Origin of the sequence: Pseudoxanthomonas winnipegensis, from assembly GCF_004283755.1 — a bacterium.
GTDB classification, from domain to species: domain Bacteria; phylum Pseudomonadota; class Gammaproteobacteria; order Xanthomonadales; family Xanthomonadaceae; genus Pseudoxanthomonas_A; species Pseudoxanthomonas_A winnipegensis.
Map to the genome: position 1 here is coordinate 49,658 of NZ_SHMH01000003.1, position 18,096 is coordinate 67,753.

The 18,096-nt window shown below is 69.3% G+C and carries 19 protein-coding genes and 3 tRNA genes; 12 read left to right on the plus strand and 10 right to left on the minus strand.

From position 1 onward, the window contains the following. Positions 1–79 precede the first annotated feature (79 nt). The gene (gene csrA / locus EAT51_RS06495; RefSeq protein ID WP_130518967.1) at positions 80–289 is read left to right on the plus strand and encodes a carbon storage regulator CsrA; all 210 of its coding nucleotides are present in this window, start codon (positions 80–82) and stop codon (positions 287–289) included. Positions 290–364: 75 nt separating this feature from the next. Further along, positions 365–457, plus strand: a tRNA-Ser gene (locus EAT51_RS06500). Positions 458–887: 430 nt separating this feature from the next. Here the strand turns inward: EAT51_RS06500 and EAT51_RS06505 are convergent. The 7 genes from EAT51_RS06505 to EAT51_RS06535 form a co-directional block, all read right to left on the minus strand. After that, positions 888–964, minus strand: a tRNA-Arg gene (locus EAT51_RS06505). 143 nt (positions 965–1,107) lie between these two features. Then, positions 1,108–2,115, minus strand: coding sequence for an NAD-dependent epimerase (locus tag EAT51_RS06510; protein WP_130518965.1), 1,008 nt, complete (start codon positions 2,113–2,115; stop codon positions 1,108–1,110). 34 nt (positions 2,116–2,149) lie between these two features. Beyond that, a complete protein-coding gene (locus tag EAT51_RS06515; RefSeq protein WP_130518963.1) occupies positions 2,150–3,433 on the minus strand; it encodes a nucleotide sugar dehydrogenase in 1,284 nt (427 codons plus the stop codon). 67 nt (positions 3,434–3,500) lie between these two features. Further along, positions 3,501–4,349 carry an alpha/beta hydrolase family protein gene (locus EAT51_RS06520; protein WP_130518961.1) on the minus strand — a complete coding sequence of 283 codons (849 nt, stop codon included), beginning with the start codon at positions 4,347–4,349 and terminating at the stop codon, positions 3,501–3,503. Positions 4,350–4,409: 60 nt separating this feature from the next. After that, positions 4,410–5,813, minus strand: coding sequence for a PhoH family protein (locus EAT51_RS06525; protein ID WP_130518959.1), 1,404 nt, complete (start codon positions 5,811–5,813; stop codon positions 4,410–4,412). An 82-nt stretch (positions 5,814–5,895) separates the two neighbouring features. After that, positions 5,896–6,378, minus strand: a complete 483-nt coding sequence (locus EAT51_RS06530; protein WP_130518957.1) for a peroxiredoxin — start codon at positions 6,376–6,378, stop codon at positions 5,896–5,898. Positions 6,379–6,380: 2 nt separating this feature from the next. Then, positions 6,381–6,956 carry a glycine cleavage system transcriptional repressor gene (locus EAT51_RS06535; RefSeq protein WP_130518955.1) on the minus strand — a complete coding sequence of 192 codons (576 nt, stop codon included), beginning with the start codon at positions 6,954–6,956 and terminating at the stop codon, positions 6,381–6,383. 136 nt (positions 6,957–7,092) lie between these two features. On the opposite strand from EAT51_RS06535, the gene dapA reads away from it, so the two are divergent. Both dapA and EAT51_RS06545 read left to right on the plus strand, forming a co-directional pair. Continuing rightward, the gene (gene dapA / locus EAT51_RS06540; RefSeq protein WP_130518953.1) at positions 7,093–8,001 is read left to right on the plus strand and encodes a 4-hydroxy-tetrahydrodipicolinate synthase; all 909 of its coding nucleotides are present in this window, start codon (positions 7,093–7,095) and stop codon (positions 7,999–8,001) included. A gap of 22 nt (positions 8,002–8,023) precedes the next feature. After that, positions 8,024–8,545 carry a hypothetical protein gene (locus tag EAT51_RS06545; protein ID WP_130518951.1) on the plus strand — a complete coding sequence of 174 codons (522 nt, stop codon included), beginning with the start codon at positions 8,024–8,026 and terminating at the stop codon, positions 8,543–8,545. Positions 8,546–8,639: 94 nt separating this feature from the next. Here EAT51_RS06545 and fdxA read toward each other — a convergent pair whose 3' ends face one another. Both fdxA and EAT51_RS06555 read right to left on the minus strand, forming a co-directional pair. Next, positions 8,640–8,963, minus strand: a complete 324-nt coding sequence (gene fdxA / locus EAT51_RS06550; RefSeq protein WP_130518949.1) for a ferredoxin FdxA — start codon at positions 8,961–8,963, stop codon at positions 8,640–8,642. 137 nt (positions 8,964–9,100) lie between these two features. Beyond that, positions 9,101–9,175, minus strand: a tRNA-Glu gene (locus tag EAT51_RS06555). 56 nt (positions 9,176–9,231) lie between these two features. Between EAT51_RS06555 and pcnB the strand changes: the two genes are divergently transcribed. From pcnB to pgi, 6 genes are all read left to right on the plus strand, one after another. Beyond that, positions 9,232–10,605, plus strand: a complete 1,374-nt coding sequence (gene pcnB, locus EAT51_RS06560) for a polynucleotide adenylyltransferase PcnB (protein ID WP_228257860.1) — start codon at positions 9,232–9,234, stop codon at positions 10,603–10,605. Beyond that, the gene (gene folK / locus EAT51_RS06565; RefSeq protein ID WP_130518945.1) at positions 10,602–11,093 is read left to right on the plus strand and encodes a 2-amino-4-hydroxy-6-hydroxymethyldihydropteridine diphosphokinase; all 492 of its coding nucleotides are present in this window, start codon (positions 10,602–10,604) and stop codon (positions 11,091–11,093) included. The genes pcnB and folK overlap by 4 nt, the downstream gene beginning before the upstream one ends. Positions 11,094–11,110: 17 nt before the next feature. Continuing rightward, positions 11,111–11,923 (plus strand): 3-methyl-2-oxobutanoate hydroxymethyltransferase, encoded by an 813-nt coding sequence (gene panB / locus EAT51_RS06570; RefSeq protein ID WP_130518943.1) that lies wholly within the window; start codon positions 11,111–11,113, stop codon positions 11,921–11,923. A gap of 44 nt (positions 11,924–11,967) precedes the next feature. Then, entirely contained in the window at positions 11,968–12,810 is an 843-nt protein-coding gene (panC, locus tag EAT51_RS06575) for a pantoate--beta-alanine ligase (RefSeq protein ID WP_130518941.1), read from the plus strand. A gap of 80 nt (positions 12,811–12,890) precedes the next feature. Next, entirely contained in the window at positions 12,891–13,271 is a 381-nt protein-coding gene (panD, locus tag EAT51_RS06580; protein ID WP_130561436.1) for an aspartate 1-decarboxylase, read from the plus strand. Beyond that, a complete protein-coding gene (gene pgi, locus EAT51_RS06585; protein WP_130561437.1) occupies positions 13,271–14,773 on the plus strand; it encodes a glucose-6-phosphate isomerase in 1,503 nt (500 codons plus the stop codon). The genes panD and pgi overlap by 1 nt, the downstream gene beginning before the upstream one ends. 206 nt (positions 14,774–14,979) lie before the next feature. On the opposite strand, the gene queG is transcribed toward pgi, so the two are convergent. After that, positions 14,980–16,050 (minus strand): tRNA epoxyqueuosine(34) reductase QueG, encoded by a 1,071-nt coding sequence (gene queG, locus EAT51_RS06590; RefSeq protein ID WP_130529573.1) that lies wholly within the window; start codon positions 16,048–16,050, stop codon positions 14,980–14,982. 25 nt (positions 16,051–16,075) lie between these two features. Here queG and EAT51_RS06595 point away from each other — a divergent pair, with 25 nt between their 5' ends. Both EAT51_RS06595 and tsaE read left to right on the plus strand, forming a co-directional pair. Then, positions 16,076–17,563, plus strand: a complete 1,488-nt coding sequence (locus EAT51_RS06595; RefSeq protein WP_130561438.1) for an NAD(P)H-hydrate dehydratase — start codon at positions 16,076–16,078, stop codon at positions 17,561–17,563. Continuing rightward, positions 17,563–18,018, plus strand: coding sequence for a tRNA (adenosine(37)-N6)-threonylcarbamoyltransferase complex ATPase subunit type 1 TsaE (gene tsaE / locus EAT51_RS06600; protein WP_130561439.1), 456 nt, complete (start codon positions 17,563–17,565; stop codon positions 18,016–18,018). Before EAT51_RS06595 ends, tsaE begins: the two co-directional genes overlap by 1 nt. The last annotated feature ends 78 nt before the right edge of the window (positions 18,019–18,096 follow it).

Consider the following 18,096-nt stretch of genomic DNA (forward strand, 5'->3'; position numbering starts at 1 on the left):
TTATCTGGAAGCGTTTTTGGCACTACGCGGGCCAAATGCTTCCACCGGCTATACGCTAGCCGGCCTACGGAGAATTGAAATGCTGATCTTGACTCGCCGTGTCGGCGAAACCCTGATGATCGGAGATTCGGTCTCAGTCACCGTCCTCGGCGTGAAAGGCAACCAGGTGCGCATCGGGATCACCGCGCCCAAGGACGTTGCCGTGCATCGCGAGGAGATCTACCAGCGCATCCAGCGTGGCGATGAGGCCGGCGCCGACGATCGCGTCGAAGGCAACAGCTCCAACTGACAGAATGTTTGCCGTGGAGGCGTTCAGCCGGTATCCTTGCCGGCCGTCGCGCAATGCCACGGCACGATGTTGTTCGGAGTGATGCCCGAGAGGCCGAAGGGGCTCCCCTGCTAAGGGAGTATAGGGTCAAAAGCTCTATCGAGGGTTCGAATCCCTCTCACTCCGCCAGTCCTTGAAACCCGCCTTCCGGCGGGTTTTTCGTATGCGCGATTCGGTAGCCGAAGTGCGGAATCGAATGCATGCCTGGTCGTCCATTGCCGCGCGTGTGGCACGCATTCGCGCCTAAGCGCGGCGTGCGATCGCGATGGCATTCGGCGTGCGCCGTGCGAGGGGCCAGGCGCATGCGCCTCGACGATTCACCGTGAGGGCTCCTGTAGTGCAATGGCGTAAGTAGCGCCTACTGTTCGCGCATCTAGACCACGCAAGCGTAGCGACTCGGCGATCGCGTCGACGCGCGCAGATGGTCCGCCCGTTGTGCCGTGACATCGGCTCAGAAGTGCCGAAGAGAAGCCGGGGCGCCCCGGAACCGCGCCATGGCTCGGCGGAAAACAGGCAACAAAAAAGCCAGTGGAGTCCACTGGCTTTCTTGTCTTTGTAGTGGCGCGCCCGGAGAGATTCGAACTCCCGACCGCCTGGTTCGTAGCCAGGTACTCTATCCAGCTGAGCTACGGGCGCGCTGCGAAGGAGCGAGATTATTCGGGTTTCGGGCCATCGCGTCAACACCTTTTCTCAACTTTTGTAGCGTGCCGCCGCCGATGCTGACGCGGTGCCGTCGTCAGGCGGGCAGCATGCAGTCGGTGCGCGCGATCCGCCGCGCTTTAGACCCCGTAATACTCCCGGTACCACGCCACGAACGCGGCGATGCCGGTCTGGATGGTCGTGGACGGCGCGTAGCCCACGTCGCGCTGCAGGGCGCTGACGTCGGCGAAGGTATCGGGCACATCGCCAGGCTGCAGCGGCAGCAGCTTGCGCACGGCCTTGACGCCGAGCGCGCGCTCCAGGGTGTCGATGTAGTCCAGCAGCTGCACCGGCGCGCTGTTGCCGATGTTGTAGACCCGGTACGGCGCATCCGAGGTGGCGGGGTTGGGCTGCAGCAGGTCGTAGTGCGGATCGGGCCCGGGAACATGATCGAGTGTGCGGATCACGCCTTCGACGATGTCGTCGATGTAGGTGAAGTCGCGCGTGTGCTGGCCGTTGTTGAACAGCTCGATCGGCTCACCGGCCAGGATGCGCCGGGTGAACTGGAACAGCGCCATGTCCGGCCGACCCCAGGGGCCGTAGACGGTGAAGAAGCGCAGACCCGTGGTCGGCAGGCGATAGAGATGGCTATAGGTGTGCGCCATCAGCTCGTTGGCCTTCTTGCTGGCCGCGTACAGGCTCAAGGGATGATCGACGCTGTCCTCCACGGCGAACGGCAGCTTGCGGTTGCCGCCGTAGACCGAACTGGACGAGGCGTAGACCAGGTGCCCGACCTCGCGATGGCGGCAGGCCTCCAGGATGTTCATGAAGCCGACCAGATTGCTTTCCACATAGGCGTGCGGATTGACCAGCGAATAGCGCACGCCGGCCTGCGCGGCGAGGTTGACCACCCGCTCGGGCTTGAACGCGTCGAACGCCGCCTCCAGCGCCGGCCTGTCTTCCAGCGCGCCATGGACAAACTGGAAACCCGGCTGCCCGGTCAGGCGCGCCAGGCGCGCCTGCTTGAGCGTGGGATCGTAGTAATCGTTGAGGTTGTCGTAGCCCAGCACGCTGTCGCCGCGCGCCAGCAGGCGCTCGCTCAGGCGCGCGCCGATGAAACCGGCCGCGCCGGTGACCAGGATCTTCATGGTGTGGATCTCGTCTTCGAAATCATGGGAAGCGTCACAGGCGCGCATCGACCAGGCTGCGGTCCAGCACGCGCTGCACGTCGAACAGCACGCCGTCCTGGCGCAGCAGCGCGCGGATGCCGGCGGCGCCCAGGGCGATGAACTCGCGGTGCGCCACGGCCAGGATCACCGCGTCGTAGTGCGCCGCCGCGGGTGCGTCCAGCAGGGTCAGGCCGTATTCGTGGTGTGCCTGCTGCGCATCGACCCAGGGATCGTGGATGTCCGGCGCGATGCCGAACTGGCCCAGCTCGGCCACAATGTCCACCACGCGCGTGTTGCGCAGGTCCGGGCAGTCCTGCTTGAACGCCAAGCCCAGCACCAGCACGCGCGCGCCGGCCACGGCCAGGCCGCGCTGGGCCATCAGCTTGATCGTGCGCTGGGCCACGTGCGCGCCCATGCCGTCGTTGATGCGGCGTCCGGCCAGGATCACCTCCGGGTGATGGCCGACCTGCTGCGCCTTGTGGGTGAGGTAGTAGGGGTCCACGCCGATGCAGTGGCCGCCGACCAGGCCGGGCTTGAAGCCGAGGAAGTTCCACTTGGTGCCGGCCGCGGCCAGCACGTCGCCGGTATCGATCCCCAAGCGATGGAACAGCAGGGCCAGTTCGTTGACCAAGGCGATGTTGACGTCGCGCTGGGTGTTCTCGATCACCTTGGCCGCCTCGGCCACGCGGATGCTCGGCGCGCAGTGCGTGCCGGCCGGCACGATCGCGCGGTAGAGCGCGTCCACGCGCGCGGCCGCCTCCGGGGTCGAGCCGGAGGTCACCTTGACGATGGTCTCCACCCGATGTTCGCGGTCGCCCGGGTTGATGCGCTCGGGGCTGTAGCCGGCATGGAAGTCGCGGTTGAACACCAGGCCCGATTCGGCCTCGATGATCGGCACGCAGATCTCTTCGGTCGCGCCGGGGTAGACGGTGGATTCGAAGATCGCCAGGCCTCCGCGGCGGATCGCGCGTCCCACCGTGCGGCTGGCCGCCTCCAGCGCACTCAGGTCCGGGCGTTTGTAGGCATCGACCGGCGTGGGCACGGTGACGATGAAGACCTCGCAGCCGGCCAGGTCGGCCGCATCGTCGCTGCAGCGCAGGCCGGTGGCCGCGCGCAGCGCCTCGCTCGAGGTCTCCAGCGTGCGGTCGTGGCCCGCCTGCAGTTCGGCCACGCGCGTGGCATCCAGGTCGTAGCCGATCGTGGCGGTCTGCCTGCCGAAGGCCACCGCCAGCGGCAGGCCGACATAGCCCAGGCCGATGATGGCGATCTTCGGTGCAGGAGAGAGCGTGTGGGACATGCGCGAGTCGTTTCCGGAATCCGACGCATAGCATCGCACCGCGCCGCCATCGGCGCGACGACGCAGCTCAGTCGAGCGAAGCCGCCAGCCGCTGTGCGACCGGGTCCGGCTTGCGCATCCAGGCGAAGTGATCGGGTGTGGTCCCAAGCGCCTGACGGTCCAGCACGGCCACGCTGCGTGGACTGGCGTGCGCGAACTTCTCCATCAGCGCGCGCAGCGAGGCGGGCGGCGCCAGCCAGTCCTGCGCGAACAGCAGCCCTGTCGTGGGGATCGTGCATGCGGCCATGGCGGCGTCGATGTCCACGTCCATGCCTTGACCGGCGTAGCGCCCGCCCAGGCCCACACGGCTCCAGTCCTCGATCAGGCCGCGCGCCTCGTTGCCGCCGAAGCCGATGCGATGGCCGGGCAGGGCGCCGCGACGGCGCGCAAGCCAAGGCAGGAACCGGTACGCCAGCGGCAGCACCGGTCCGCGCGGCAGGGGGAAGGTGCGCCAGTACGGCGTGCCGCTGGCGACCAGCCACAGCGCGTCGAAGGGCGTGTCGGTCAGTGCGGCATGGCAGCCGGCCAGTTGCCCACCCAGGCTGTGGCCCCCGATCAGGCACGGCAGGCCGGGCTGCGCCTCGCGCATCGCCTGCGCGCTGACGGGGAGATCGAGCGTCAGCAGTTGGCGATAGCCCCAGTCCACCTCGCGCGAGGCCCTCCAGCTGCTGCTGCCATGGCCGCGCGCCTCATGCAGGAACACGGCGACGCCGCGTTCGGCCAGGGCCTCGGCCAGCGGCACGTAGTGGCGTGCCGCCACGCCCAGCGCCGGCAGCCACAGCAGGCTGGCCCGCGGCTGGGCCGGGACGCGGCGCAGCAGCGTCCAGCGATGGCCGTCGCTGGCCTGCAGCGGCAGGCCCTCGTGCGCCTCAGCCATGGCCCCGCGCCTCGCGCCGCCTGCGCCGTGGCCCGGGCCGGCGCGCGCCGGCCGCTGGCGTCACAGCACTTCCGAGGCGAAGTCGGCCAGGCGCGAGCGCTCGCCGCGACGCAGGGTGATGTGCGCGCTGTGCGCCCAGCCCTTGAAGCGGTCCACCGCGTAGGTCAGGCCCGAGGTGGTCTCGGTCAGGTACGGGGTGTCGATCTGCTCGACATTGCCCAGGCAGACGATCTTGGTGCCAGGACCTGCGCGGGTGATCAGCGTCTTCATCTGCTTGGGCGTGAGGTTCTGCGCCTCGTCGATGATCAGGTAGCGGCTGAGGAAGGTGCGGCCGCGCATGAAGTTCATCGAGCGGATCTTGATGCGGCTGGCGAGCAGGTCGTTGGTCGCCTGCCGGCCCCAGGCGCCGCCTTCCTGGTTATGCGTGAGCACTTCCAGGTTGTCGGTCAGCGCGCCCATCCACGGCGTCATCTTTTCCTCCTCGGTGCCGGGCAAGAAGCCGATGTCCTCGCCCACGCTGACCGTGGCGCGGGTCATGATGATCTCGCGGTAGCGCTGCTGGTCCATGGTCTGGGCCAGGCCTGCGGCCAGCGCCAACAGCGTCTTGCCGGTGCCGGCGGTGCCGAGCAGGCTGACGAAATCGATCTCCGGATCCATCAGCGCATTGAGCGCGAAGTTCTGCTCGCGGTTGCGCGCGCTGATGCCCCATACCGCGTGCTGACCACCGCGGAAGTCGTCGACCAGCGTCAGCGTGGCCTTGCCGTCCGGGTTGACCTTGACCACGCGCAGTTCGACTTCGTCCTCGCCCGGCAGGTAGAGGTACTGGTTGGGGAACCAGTCCTCCTCGTCGGCCATGGTTACCTCGTAGCTGGTGCGCCCGCCCTTGTCGCTCCAGGACTTCAGGTCGCCCTGGTGGCGATGCCAGAAGTCCTCCGGCAGCTGCGTGGCGCCGGTGTAGAGCAGGCTGAAGTCGTCCAGCGCGCGGTCGTTCTCGTAGTCCTCGGCGACCAGGCCGCTGATCGAGGCCTTGATGCGCAGGTTGATGTCCTTGGACACCAGGATCACCGGCGTGCCCGGATGCTCCTCGCGAAGCTGCAGCACCGCAGCCAGGATCTTGTTGTCCGGCGCGATGGTGCCGAAGGTGCGGCCCGGGTCGACCGGCTTGAGCTGGAAGTGCAGCTGGCCGATCTGCGAGGGCTGGCGCAGGCTCAGGCCCTGCGGATGGACCAGCGTGATGCCGAGCTGGATCTGCTGGGCGTCGGCGCCGACGATGAGCTCGTTGAGGAAGCGGCTGACCTGGCGCGCGTTGCGGCTGACTTCGGACATGCCCTTCTTGGCATTGTCCAGTTCCTCGATCACCTGCATGGGCAGGAACACATCGTGTTCCTCGAACTTGAACAGCGCGGTCGGGTCGTGCATCAAGACGTTGGTGTCCAGCACGTAGATGCGCTTGCTTCGGGTCATCGGCGGTTCCTGTTGGACGGACAGCAGCAGGCCACCACGACCCGCGGGGCGGGGTGGTGGGGGTCAAGGAAAACAGTGGGGGTCACTGGGATCGGGCGGCCTTGAGCGCGTCGAGCACGGCCTGGGCGTGGCCGGCGACCTTGACCTTGCGCCACGCCTGCACGATGCGCGCGTCGGGCGAGATCAGAAAGGTGCTGCGTTCGATCCCCAGCACCTGGCGGCCGTACATGTTCTTCTCGCGGATCACGTCGAAGGCCTTGCACAGCGCCTCGTCGGCATCGCTGACCAGCGGGAAGTCGAATCCCTGCTTGGCGCAGAAGTTGTCGTGCGACTTGACCGAATCGCGCGAGACGCCCAGCACCGTGGCGTCCAGCTGCCGGAACTGCGGCAGCAGCGCATTGAACTCCAGCCCTTCGGTGGTGCAGCCCGGCGTGCTGTCCTTCGGATAGAAGTACAGCACCAGCCAGTGGCCGGCGAAATCGGCAAGCGTGGTGGAGGTGCCGCCGGACAGGGCGAGCGGCAGTTTCAGGGTGGACTTGGACAGGGCCTGGGCGGCAGGTGCCATCGTCAGAACTTCATCGGGTCCATGATCGCGTCCAGGTTCAGATGGTCGCAGAATTCGAGGAAATCGTCGCGCAGCGCGGCGATGTGCATATTGGCCGGCACGCCGATGGTGACCTGCGCCGAGAACATCTCCGCACCGGTCTGCATCGCGCGGTAGCGCGTGGACTGCAGGTTCTCGATGGTGATGCCCTGGCGGTCGAAGAAATCGGCCAGCTGGAACAGGATGCCCGGCTTGTCGGCGGCCACCACCTCGACAATGTAGGGCAGCAGGTTGGACTGCACGACCTTGGCGGCGGTGCGGTACCAGATCAGCTTGAGGCCTTCCTCGCGCTCGAGGCGGGTCAGCATGGCCTCCAGCTTGGCCACCGCATCCCAGGAACCGGTGGCCAGCGCCGTCACCGACACGTCCCGCCCGACCGTGGACAGCCGCGCATCGACCAGGTTGCAGCCCGAATCGGCGATCCGACGCGTCACGCCCAGCAGGGGCGACTCCGGATGCGTCGTGTAGGCGTTGATCAGGAGGTGGTTTTCGTTCGGCGAAGGCCGGGGCGTTGTGTCAGTCAAAGGGGCTTCCGGCATTGCAACGAGTCTGAATGGCGCCCGGGAGGGGGCCGATGAAGCGCGGCCAGCATACTTGCCCGTCCTTTCGCGCCGCAAGTAACATCGCTGCCCGTGCGCGGCGTTCCGTGCGTATCACTCCCTACAGGCGAAGCGCTTGTTCCTTTCCGGTTGTATCACCGCCCTGGCCACGCCGTTTTCCGGCGCCGGCGACCTCGATCTGGATGCCTGGCGCGCGCTGCTTTCCCAGCAGCTGCGCGGCGGCGTGCAGGGCGTGGTGGTGGCGGGCTCGACCGGCGAGGCGGCCACGCTGTCGGAAGATGAATACGCCCGGCTGATCCGCGCGGCGGTCGAGCAGATCGGCGGCCAGGTCCCGGTCCTGGCCGGCACCGGCCAGTCCAGCACCGCCAGAACTATCGCCCAGACCCGCCTGGCGGCCGCAGCCGGCGCATACGCCGCGCTGGTGGTGACCCCGCCGTACGTGCGCCCCACCCAGGCCGGCCTGGTCGCCCATTACCGCGCGGTGGCCGAGCAGGGCGGGCTGCCGGTGGTGCTCTACAACGTCCCCGGCCGCACCGGCTGCGACCTGTTGCCCGAGACCGTGGCCGAGCTGGCCGCTCACCCCGGCATCGTCGGCATCAAGGAGGCGGTGGCCGACCCGGCGCGCATGCAGGCGCTGCTGGCGCTGCGCACCGAGACCTTCGCCGTCCTCGGCGGCGACGACGCCACCGCCTGCCGGGCGCTGCTGGCCGGCGCCGACGGGCTGATCTCGGTCGGCGCCAACGCGCTGCCCGGCGCCTACCGCCGCCTGTGCGATCTGGCGCGCGCCGGCGACGCCGCCCGGGCCGACGCCTGGGACGCGCAACTGGCAGAATTCCATGCCTTCTTCGGCATCGAGTCCAATCCGATCCCGGTCAAGGCGCTGCTGCAGCGCGCCGGTATCGGCCAGGGCCTGCGCCTGCCGCTGCTGCCGCTGTCGGCCGCCCACACCGGGTTGGCCGATCGCCTGGCCGCACGGCGGGCCGTGCTCGAAGAACAATCCAGCCGCGAACCGCTCGCGGCCTGAATCAACAACGGAGAGTCATTCAATGCGTGTTTCCCGTCTTTCGCGTGTGGTCGTGCCGGTGGTGCTGGCGATGTCGATCGTCGGCCTGTCCGGCTGCAAGTGGTTCCACAAGGGGCCCAAGGGCGACTACGCGCTGAGCGAGCAGGCCCGCCCGCTGGAGGTCCCGCCGGACCTCAACCTGCCCAACACCGCCGGCGCGATGCAGGTGCCGACCGTGGCCAGCGGCAGCGCCGAGGGCCGCGGCCAACAGGCCGCCCCGGCGGCCAGCAGCACCTCCGGCTTCAACGTCCCCGGCAAGCGCGACGAGGTGTTCGCCAAGGTCGGCGATGCGCTGGGCACGGTCGATGGCCTGACCATCGCCAGCCGCGCGCAGCTGCTGGGCAGCTTCGATGTGACCTACCAGGGCGCCAGCTTCCTGGTGCGCGTGGCCGAGACCAGCTCGGGCGTGTACGTCTCGGCGGTGGATCCGCGCGGCCTGCCGGCCAACGGCCCGGAGGCCACGCGCCTGATGGCCGAGCTGAAGAACAAGCTGGGCGGCACCTGATCCATCGGGTCCGCGCAGTCCACGAAAAAGGCGCCTTGCGGCGCCTTTTTTGTTGGCTGGGGTCGCGCCGGGCCTGGACGGCCGCGCGGTGGGCTCAGCGCTGCAGCAGCGGCAGCTTGTCCGGCTTGCCTTCCCAGTCGCCCGCGTCGGGCAGCGGTTCCTTGCGCACGGTGATCACCGGCCAGGCCTTGGCCAGCTCGGCGTTGAGCGCCACGAAGCCTTCCTGCCCGGCCGGCACGTCGTCCTCGGGGTAGATGGCGTTGATCGGGCACTCCGGCTCGCACAGCGTGCAGTCGATGCACTCGTCCGGGTCGATCACCAGGAAGTTGGGGCCTTCATGGAAACAGTCCACCGGGCACACCTCCACGCAGTCGGTGTACTTGCACTTGATGCAGTTCTCGGTGACGACGAAGGGCATGGGCGTTTCCGGTATGACGTGCGAGGAAGGCTGCGCATTCTATAGGAATGCGCTTCCATCCCCGCCTGCGCGCCCGGGCGGCACAAACGAAAAGACCCGGCATCGGCCGGGTCTGATCGGGTCTCGCATTGCCACGGTGGCGCTCCCTAGGGGACTCGAACCCCTGTTTTAGCCTTGAGAGGGCCACGTCCTAACCACTAGACGAAGGGAGCGTTTTGGCCGTGACGGCTTGAGCTGGTTAGTATATTCGCAGCTTGGGCTCCCGGCAATCGGGTCAGCCGCCACATCAACGGACGCCGCAATCATCACCTCCGAACTTCAGCCCACCGTCATCCCGCGCGAAGCACACACCATCTCGCGCCGGGACATCAGCCCCAACGCTCTGCGCGTGCTTTATCGCCTGCGTGATGCGGGTTTTTCGGCCTATCTGGTCGGCGGCGCCGTGCGCGACCTGCTGGTCGGCCATCACCCGAAGGACTTCGACGTGGCCACCGACGCCACGCCCGAGCAGGTCAAGCAGCAGTTCCGCAACTGCCGCCTGATCGGCCGCCGCTTCCGGCTGGCGCACGTGGTCTTCGGCCGCGAGATCATCGAGGTCGCCACCTTCCGCGCCAACAGCGACGACGGCAGCGGCGACCGCGAGCTGCACGAGGACGGCCGCCTGCTGCGCGACAACGTCTACGGCACCATCGAGGACGACGCGGTCCGCCGCGACTTCACCGCCAACGCGCTGTACTACGCCATCGAGGACTTCTCGGTGCGGGACTACTGCGGCGGCTTCGAGGACGTGCAGGCGCGCCGGCTGAAGCTGATCGGCGACCCCGAGCAGCGCTATCGCGAGGATCCGGTGCGCATGCTGCGCGCGGTGCGCCTGGCGGCCAAGCTGGGCTTCACCATCGATGGGCCGACCGCCGCGCCGATCCCCGAGCTGGCCCCGCTGCTGGCCGAGGCCGCGCCGGCGCGGCTGTTCGAGGAAGTGCTCAAGCTGTTCCTGTCCGGCCATGCCGTGGCCAGCTTCGAGGGCCTGGAGCGCACGGGCCTTTTGACCGTGCTGCTGCCCGAGAGCGCGGCGGCGCTGAAGTCCAACCGCAGCGGCGCGCTGCGCGCCATGGTGCTCGAAGGCCTGGCCGGCACCGATGCGCGCGTGGCGGCCGACGAGCCGGTCTCGCCGGCCTTCCTGTTCGCCCTGCTGCTGTGGCCGGCCTACTGCCGCGCGCTGATCGGCCTGCAGGCACAGGGCACGCATCCGGAAGAGGCCGCGCGCCGCGCCGCCGACCGGGTCACCCTGCACCAGCTGACCACCATCGCGCTGCCGCGTCGGTTCTCCCTGCCCATGCAGGAGATCTGGCTGCTGCAGTCGCGCTTCTCCCAGCGCCAGCGCAAGCGCGTGGTGCGCCTGCTGAGCCATCCGCGCTTCCGCGCGGCGTTCGACTTCCTGGTGCTGCGCCAGTCGGCCTCGCCCGAGCACGCCGCCGATGTCGCCTTCTGGACCCAGGCCCAGACCCAGTCCAACGAGGAACTGTCGGCCAGCCTGGGCCTGGAGCCGGCCATCGACAGCTATACCGACGAGGACGCGCCGCCGTCCAAGCGTCGCCGTCGCCGGCGTCGGCGCAGCGGCGCGGCCGGCGCCAGCGGGGAATGACCGCCCAGGTCACCGCCTGCATCGGCCTGGGTGCCAACCTGGGCGATGCGGCGGGCACGCTGCGCGCGGCCTTCGCGGCGATCGGCGCGCTGCCGGAGACCGTGCTGGTGGCGGCCTCGCCGCTGTACGTGACGCCGGCCTGGGGCGTGGAAGACCAGCCGGACTTCGTCAACGCCGCCGCGCGCGTGACCACCACGCTGCCGGCGCCGGCCCTGCTGGCGGCGCTGCTGGAGATCGAGCGCCGCTTCGGCCGCGACCGCAGCCGCGAACGGCGCTGGGGTCCGCGCACGCTGGACCTGGACCTGCTGCTCTATGGCGAGGCGGTGATCGACCTGCCTGGTCTGCAGGTGCCCCATCCGCGCCTGCACGAGCGCGCCTTCGCCCTGGTGCCGCTGGCCGATGTGGCCCCGGAGCTGCGCATCGCCGGCCACGGCAGCGTGCGGGAAGCAGCTTTCCGCATCGACCGTGGCGCCATCACCGCGTTATGAGTGGATAATGATCGGCTATGAGTACGCATGCCGACAGCAAGCCCTGGACCGTTCCCGCCCTGCGCCAGGCCAAGCAGGCCGGGCAGAAGCTGGTGATGCTGACCTGCTACGACTACGGCTTCGCCCGCACGCTCGACGCGGCGGGCGTGGACCTGGTGCTGATCGGCGACTCGCTGGGCATGGTGGTGCAGGGGCATGACTCGACCCTGCCGGTGACCGTGGAGGACATGGTCTACCACACGCGCATCGTCGCCCGCGGGCTGCAGCGCGCGCTGCTGGTGTCCGACCTGTCCTTCCAGTCCGATGCCACGCCCGAGCGCGCGCTCGAGGCGGCCACGCGCCTGCTGCAGGCCGGCGCGGAGATGGTCAAGCTGGAAGGCGCCGGCCACAAGCTGGAGGTCATCGCCTTCCTGAGCGAGCGCGACATCCCGGTGTGCTCGCACCTGGGGCTGACGCCACAGTCGGTGCTGTCCTTCGGCGGCTACAAGGTGCAGGGGCGCGAGGACGCCGCGGCCGAGAAGCTGCTGGCCGACGCGATCGCGGTGGCCGAGGCCGGCGCCAGCCTGCTGGTGCTCGAATGCGTGCCCTCCACGCTGGCCGCGCGCATCACCGCGGCGGTGGACATCCCGACCATCGGCATCGGCGCCGGCGCGCAGTGCGACGGCCAGGTGCTGGTGCTGCACGACCTGCTGGGCCTGGAGATGGGCCACCGCCGGCCGAAGTTCGTCAAGGACTTCCTGGAGCAGGGCGGCTCAATCGCCGGCGCGGTGCGCGCCTATGCCGACGCCGTGCGCGAAGGCCATTTTCCCGATGCCGCCCATGCGTACTGACGCACGTCCGACCCCATCGACTCCGACGCGCGGGTAGGGCGCACATGATCGAAACCATCACTGAACTCGACGCACTGCGCGCACGCGTGGCCGGCTGGAAACGCCAGGGCCTGAAGGTGGGCTTCGTGCCGACCATGGGCAACCTGCACGCCGGGCACTATTCACTGGTGATGCTGGCGCGCCAGTACGCCGACCGCGTGGTGTCCAGCGTGTTCGTCAACCCGACCCAGTTCGGCCCCAACGAGGACTACACGCGCTATCCGCGCACGCCCGATGCGGATACCACCGGGCTGGAAGGCGCCGGCTGCGACGTGCTGTGGCTGCCCACGGTCGAGTCGATGTATCCGTTCGGCATCGAGCTGGCCGCCAAGGTCCACGTGCCCGGCGTCAGCGGGGTGCTGGAAGGCGAGTGCCGGCCCGGCCACTTCGACGGTGTGTGCACGGTGGTCAGCCGCCTGTTCAACCAGGTCACCCCGGACCTGGCCGCCTTCGGCAAGAAGGACTACCAACAGCTGGCGGTGATCCGGCAGATGGTCACCGACCTGGCCTTCCCGGTGGAGATCCTGGGCGGCAGCATCGTGCGCGAGGCCGACGGCCTGGCGATGAGCTCGCGCAACCAGTACCTCTCCGACAAGCAGCGCCCCGTCGCGGCCGAGATCCGCCGCACCCTGCTGCAGATGCGCGACGACCTGGCCGCCGGCGCCCCGCGCGCCCAGGTCGAACAGGCCGCCGCCGCCCGCCTGGCGCAGGTCGGCTACGTGGTGGACTACACCGTGGTGCGCCGCCCGGACCTGTCCGAGCCGGTCGACGGCGAGACGGGCCCCAAGGTGGCGCTGATCGCCGCCCGCCTGGGCACCACCCGGCTGATCGACAACCTGGAATTCTGAAAGTCGCGCAGGTTGGCCGATCGGACACGCCGCGCGCTGCTAGACTCGCCGGCCTGCTTTCCTGTCGCTGTCCTACGCCGATGCACCTGAGCCTGCTCAAGACCAAGATCCACCGCGCCACCGTCACCCATTCCGAGCTGAACTACGAAGGCTCGATCGCCATCGACGGCGACCTGCTCGACGCCAGCGGCATCCGCGAGTTCGAGCAGGTGTACATCTGGGATGTCACCAACGGTGCGCGCTTCAGCACCTACGCCCTGCGCGCCGACGAAGGCAGCGGCATCATCTCGCTCAATGGCGGCGCCGCGCGCCATGTGCAGGTGGGCGACATCATCATCATCGCCGCCTTTGCGAGCATGTCCGAAGCCGAGGCCGACGCGTTCAAGCCCACGCTGATCTACGTGGACGGGCAGAACCGCATCACCCACACCAACCAATCGATTCCCAAGCAGGCCGCCTGATGACGAACTTCGACGCGTTGCAGTCCCACGCCAACCGCCTGCGCGGCACCCGCGCGCCGGCCTTGCTGGAACAGGATCCTGCCCGCGCGTCGGAGCTGGCGCTGCGGGTGGGGCCGGTGTACGCCAGCTTCGCCCGCCAGGGCTATGACCGCCAGGCGCTGGAGGCGCTGCATGCGCTGGCCGCGGACCTCGATCTCAAGGCGGCCTACCAGCGCCTGTTCCGCGGCGAGATCGTCAACCCGACCGAGGGCCGCTCGGCCCTGCACACCGCGCTGCGCAGCAACCTGACCGACGCCAAGGTCGCCCAGGACGCCTATGCCGAGGCGGCCGGCGTGCGCGAGCGCATGGGCAAGCTGGTGACCGAGCTGGAGGCCAGCGAGGTCACCGACATCGTCAGCGTCGGCATCGGTGGCTCGGACCTGGGGCCGCGCCACGTCTCCGATGCGCTGCGCCCGCTGCAGCCGAAGCTGCGCGTGCACTTCCTGTCCAACGTCGACGGCGCCGCGGCGCAGCGCGTGCTGGCCGGCCTGAACCCGGCGACCACCGCCGCGATCCTGATCTCCAAGACCTTCGGCACCCAGGAGACGCTGCTCAACGGCAAGATCCTGGCCGACTGGCTGGGCGGCAGCGAGCGCCTGTACGCGGTCAGCGCCAATCCCGAGCGCGCCGCCAAGACCTTCGACATCCCCGATGCGCGCGTGCTGCCGATGTGGGACTGGGTGGGCGGGCGGTACTCGCTGTGGTCGGCGGTGGGCTTCCCGATCGCCCTGGCGATCGGCTTCGACAACTTCTGCGCGCTGCTCGATGGCGCCGCGCTGATGGACCAGCACGTGCTGGAGACCCCGGCCGAGTCCAACCTGGCCATCCGCCACGCGCTGACCGCCCTCTGGAACCGCAACGTGCTCGGCCACGCCGCGCACGGCGTGATGACCTACGACCAGCGCCTGGCGCTGCTGCCCAACTATCTGCAGCAGCTGGTGATGGAGAGCCTGGGTAAGTCGGTGCGCATCGACGGCACGCCGGTGGACTGCGAGACCGTGCCGGTGTGGTGGGGCGGGGCGGGCACCGATGTGCAGCACAGCTTCTTCCAGGCGCTGCACCAGGGCACGCAAATCGTGCCGCTGGATTTCGTCGGCACCATCCACAACGACGATCCCTACGCCGAGAACCACATCGCGCTGCTGTCCAATCTGCTGGCGCAGTCCGAGGCGCTGGCCAACGGCCAGTCCAGCGACGACCCGCACCGCAGCTACGCCGGCGGGCGGCCGAGCACGATGATCCTGCTCGACGCGCTCACCCCGCAGTCGCTGGGCGCGCTGATCGCCATGTACGAGCACAGCGTGTACGCGCAGTCGCTGGCCTGGGGCATCAACGCCTTCGACCAGTTCGGCGTGGAGCTGGGCAAGCAGCTGGCCAACGGCCTGCTGCCGGCGCTCAAGGGCAAGACCCAGGCCGATGATCCGGTCACCCAGGCGCTGCTGGAGCAGATCCGCACGCGCTGAAAAGCGAAGGTAGGTTTTTGCGCATATGTAGAGCGGAGCTTGCTCCGATGAGGCTTTACATGCGCCCTGTCCGAAGAGCAGCGGAGCAAGCTCCGCTCTACACAATGCGGCTTGTTCGAAGAGCAGCGGAGCGAGCTCCGCTCTACATAATGCGGGCTGTCCGAAGAGCAGCGGAGCAAGCTCCGCTCTACCGGCTTCCGACGCTTTCAGGCGCCGTGCTGCGCCAAGGCCCAGCCGACGTGTTCGCGCACCAGCGCGGAAGGCGCGTCGCGGCGCGAGGCCAGGGCGGCGAGGATCTCCGGCGTGGTCGGCGCATTGCCCAGGGCCACGGCGATGTTGCGCAGCCAGCGCTCGTGTCCGCTGCGGCGGATCGCCGAGCCCTCGGTGCGGCGCAGGAATTCGTCCTCGTCCCAGGCGAACAGCTGCGGCAGCGTGGCCGTATCCAGGTCGTTGCGCGCACGGAAGTCCGGCTCGTCGGTGCGCTTGGCGAACTTGTTCCAGGGGCAGACCAGCTGGCAGTCGTCGCAGCCGAAGATGCGGTTGCCGATTGGCTTGCGTAGTTCGATCGGAATCGCGCCGTCGTGCTCGATGGTCAGATAGGCGATGCAGCGCCGCGCATCGAGCCGGTGCGGGGCGACGATGGCCTGGGTGGGGCAGACCTCGATGCAGCGCACGCAGGTGCCGCAGTGCGCGCTGGCCGGTGCGTCGATGGGCAGCGGGATGTCGACGTAGATCTCGCCGAGGAAGAACCAAGAGCCGCCCTGCTTGTCGATCAGGCAGGTGTGCTTGCCGATCCAGCCCAGCCCGGCGTTGCGCGCCAGCGCGCGCTCGAGCACCGGCGCCGAATCGACGAAGACGCGATGGCCGAAGGCGCCCACTTCCTCCTGCAGCTTCAGCGCCAGCTTCTGCAGTCGGTTGCGCATGAGCTTGTGGTAGTCGCGTCCCAGCGCGTAGCGCGCCACATAGGCGCGCGTGCCATCGCCCAGCGTGGTCCATGCGTCGTCGCTGTCGTTGCGCCCGTAGTCCAGGCCGACCGAGATCACGCGCAGGGTGCCGGGAATCAGCTCGGCGGGTCGCGCGCGCAGCTGGCCGTGCCGCGCCATCCAGTCCATCGAGCCGTACAGGCCCTCGGCCAGCCAGCTGCGCAGGTGGTCTTCGTCCTGGCCCAGCTCGATGCCGGCGATGCCGCAGCGCTGGAAACCGGCCGCGCGCGCCAGCGCACGGATCCGCGCGGCCAGCGCGTGCGGATCGGGCGATGTCGCAGACGAAGCAGTCATGGACGCAAGTATAGAATCGCGCGCCATGACGGCCCTTCTCCCCTTGTTCGGCACCGCCGCGGCGCGTGCCCTGGACCAGCAAGCCAGTGCGCGCCTGGCAGGCGGCGCCTTCGCACTGATGCAGCAGGCGGGGCAGGGCGCGTGGCGGGTGCTGGAACGCGACTGGCCCCGCGCCGAGCGCATCACGGTGGTGTGCGGGCCGGGCAACAACGGCGGCGATGGCTACGTGCTGGCCCTGTGCGCGCTGCGCGCGCGGCGGCAGGTGGTGGTGCTGCATCTGGAGGACCACACGCCGCGCACCGACCTGGCCCAGCGCGCATGCACCGATTACATCGCCGCCGGCGGACAGGTGGCCCTGTTCCCCGAGCAGTTCCCGCCGGCCGACGTGGTGGTCGATGCGCTGTTCGGCATCGGCCTGGCGCGCGCGCCGGAAGGCCAGGCGCAGGCGCTGATCGAGGCGATCAATGCGCAGCCGGCGCCGGTGTTCGCGCTCGATGTGCCCAGCGGCATCGATGCGGGGCAGGGGACCGCGCCGGGCGCGGCGGTGCGCGCGCGGCGCACGCTGCAGTACATCGTGCGCCACCACGGCCTGCACACCGGTGCCGGGCTCGAGCATGCCGGCGAACTGCTGCTCGACCCGCTCGAAGTCCCTGACGAGTTGCTGCGCATGACCGCCCCCAAGGCGCAGCTGCTGCAGGCCGAGCATCTGGCGAGCTGGCTCAAGCCCCGTCGCCTGGACACCCACAAGGGCGAGAACGGCCGCGTGCTGTGCATCGGCGGCGATCTGGGCCACGGCGGTTCGATCATGATGACCACCGATGCCGCGCTGCGCAGCGGTGCGGGCCTGGTCACGGTGGCCACGCGCCAGGCGCATGTCGGCGCGCTGCTGACGCGGCGTCCGGAGGCGATGGTGCACGCGGTGGAATCCGGCAGCGATCTGCAGCCGCTGCTCGAGGCGGCCGACGTCATCGCCATCGGCCCCGGGCTGGGCCAGGGCGACTGGGGCCGCGCGCTGCTGCGGCTGGCGCTGGAAGCCGGCAAGCCGCTGGTGCTCGACGCCGACGCGCTCAATCTGATCGCACAGCAGCCGCGCGCGCTGGGCGACGCCATTCTGACCCCGCATCCGGGCGAAGCCGGGCGCCTGCTCGGGCGTTCCACCGCCGAGGTGCAGGCCGACCGGTTCGGCGCGGCGGCCGAGCTGGCGGCGCGCTGGCAGGCCACGGTCGTGCTCAAGGGCGCTGGCACGCTGATCGCGCAGGACGGCCAGTTGCCGCGCGTGATCACCACCGGCAATCCGGGCATGGCCACCGGTGGGATGGGCGATGTGCTGACCGGCGTGATCGCCGGGCTGCGCGGGCAGCGGCTGGATGCGTTCGCCGCGGCCAGCGCGGGTGCGCTGCTGCACGGGCTGGCCGGCGATGCGGCGGCCGCGCGCCGCGGCCAGCGTGGCCTGCTGGCCAGCGATCTGTTCGACTGCCTGCCGACGCTGGCCAATCCGCAGGTGGCCGGCTGATGCGGCTGCAGCTGGCGCAGGTCGAGGACACCGCACGGCTGGGGAGCGCGCTGGCGTCCACCCGCCCGCCGCAGGCGGCCGTGCATCTGCATGGCGACCTGGGCGCCGGCAAGTCCACCCTGGCGCGCGCGCTGCTGCGCGGGCTGGGCGTGACCGGTTCGGTGCGCAGCCCCACCTACACGCTGATCGAGCGTTACCCCATCGACGGCGGCGAGGCCTGGCACCTGGACCTGTATCGGCTGGGCGATGCCGGCGAGCTGGATTTCCTCGGCCTGGACGAGGCCGTGGCCACGCTGTGGCTGATCGAATGGCCGGAAAAGGGCCGCGGCGGGCTGCCGCGCGCGGACCTGGAGATCTTCCTGGAGATCTCGGGCCAGGGTCGCGACGCGCGCTTGGTGGCGGGGACCGAGACCGGGCAGGCCTGGCTGGCCCGTCTGTCGGAAATCGTCAGTTAGGGGTGACTTATGCCGGGCGAGGCGAGAAAGTTCTGGCAGGTCACGGATTATTAAGGGAAAAGGGGTTGCCTTTACGCT

Coding starts and splice junctions, on each gene's coding strand:
- csrA (WP_130518967.1), top strand. CDS start 80: ATGCTGATCTTGACTCGCCGTGTCGGCGAAACCCTGATGATCGGAGAT.
- EAT51_RS06510 (WP_130518965.1), bottom strand. CDS start 2,115: ATGAAGATCCTGGTCACCGGCGCGGCCGGTTTCATCGGCGCGCGCCTG.
- EAT51_RS06515 (WP_130518963.1), bottom strand. CDS start 3,433: ATGTCCCACACGCTCTCTCCTGCACCGAAGATCGCCATCATCGGCCTG.
- EAT51_RS06520 (WP_130518961.1), bottom strand. CDS start 4,349: ATGGCTGAGGCGCACGAGGGCCTGCCGCTGCAGGCCAGCGACGGCCAT.
- EAT51_RS06525 (WP_130518959.1), bottom strand. CDS start 5,813: ATGACCCGAAGCAAGCGCATCTACGTGCTGGACACCAACGTCTTGATG.
- EAT51_RS06530 (WP_130518957.1), bottom strand. CDS start 6,378: ATGGCACCTGCCGCCCAGGCCCTGTCCAAGTCCACCCTGAAACTGCCG.
- EAT51_RS06535 (WP_130518955.1), bottom strand. CDS start 6,956: ATGCCGGAAGCCCCTTTGACTGACACAACGCCCCGGCCTTCGCCGAAC.
- EAT51_RS06545 (WP_130518951.1), top strand. CDS start 8,024: ATGCGTGTTTCCCGTCTTTCGCGTGTGGTCGTGCCGGTGGTGCTGGCG.
- fdxA (WP_130518949.1), bottom strand. CDS start 8,963: ATGCCCTTCGTCGTCACCGAGAACTGCATCAAGTGCAAGTACACCGAC.
- folK (WP_130518945.1), top strand. CDS start 10,602: ATGACCGCCCAGGTCACCGCCTGCATCGGCCTGGGTGCCAACCTGGGC.
- panB (WP_130518943.1), top strand. CDS start 11,111: ATGAGTACGCATGCCGACAGCAAGCCCTGGACCGTTCCCGCCCTGCGC.
- panC (WP_130518941.1), top strand. CDS start 11,968: ATGATCGAAACCATCACTGAACTCGACGCACTGCGCGCACGCGTGGCC.
- panD (WP_130561436.1), top strand. CDS start 12,891: ATGCACCTGAGCCTGCTCAAGACCAAGATCCACCGCGCCACCGTCACC.
- pgi (WP_130561437.1), top strand. CDS start 13,271: ATGACGAACTTCGACGCGTTGCAGTCCCACGCCAACCGCCTGCGCGGC.
- queG (WP_130529573.1), bottom strand. CDS start 16,050: ATGACTGCTTCGTCTGCGACATCGCCCGATCCGCACGCGCTGGCCGCG.
- EAT51_RS06595 (WP_130561438.1), top strand. CDS start 16,076: ATGACGGCCCTTCTCCCCTTGTTCGGCACCGCCGCGGCGCGTGCCCTG.
- tsaE (WP_130561439.1), top strand. CDS start 17,563: ATGCGGCTGCAGCTGGCGCAGGTCGAGGACACCGCACGGCTGGGGAGC.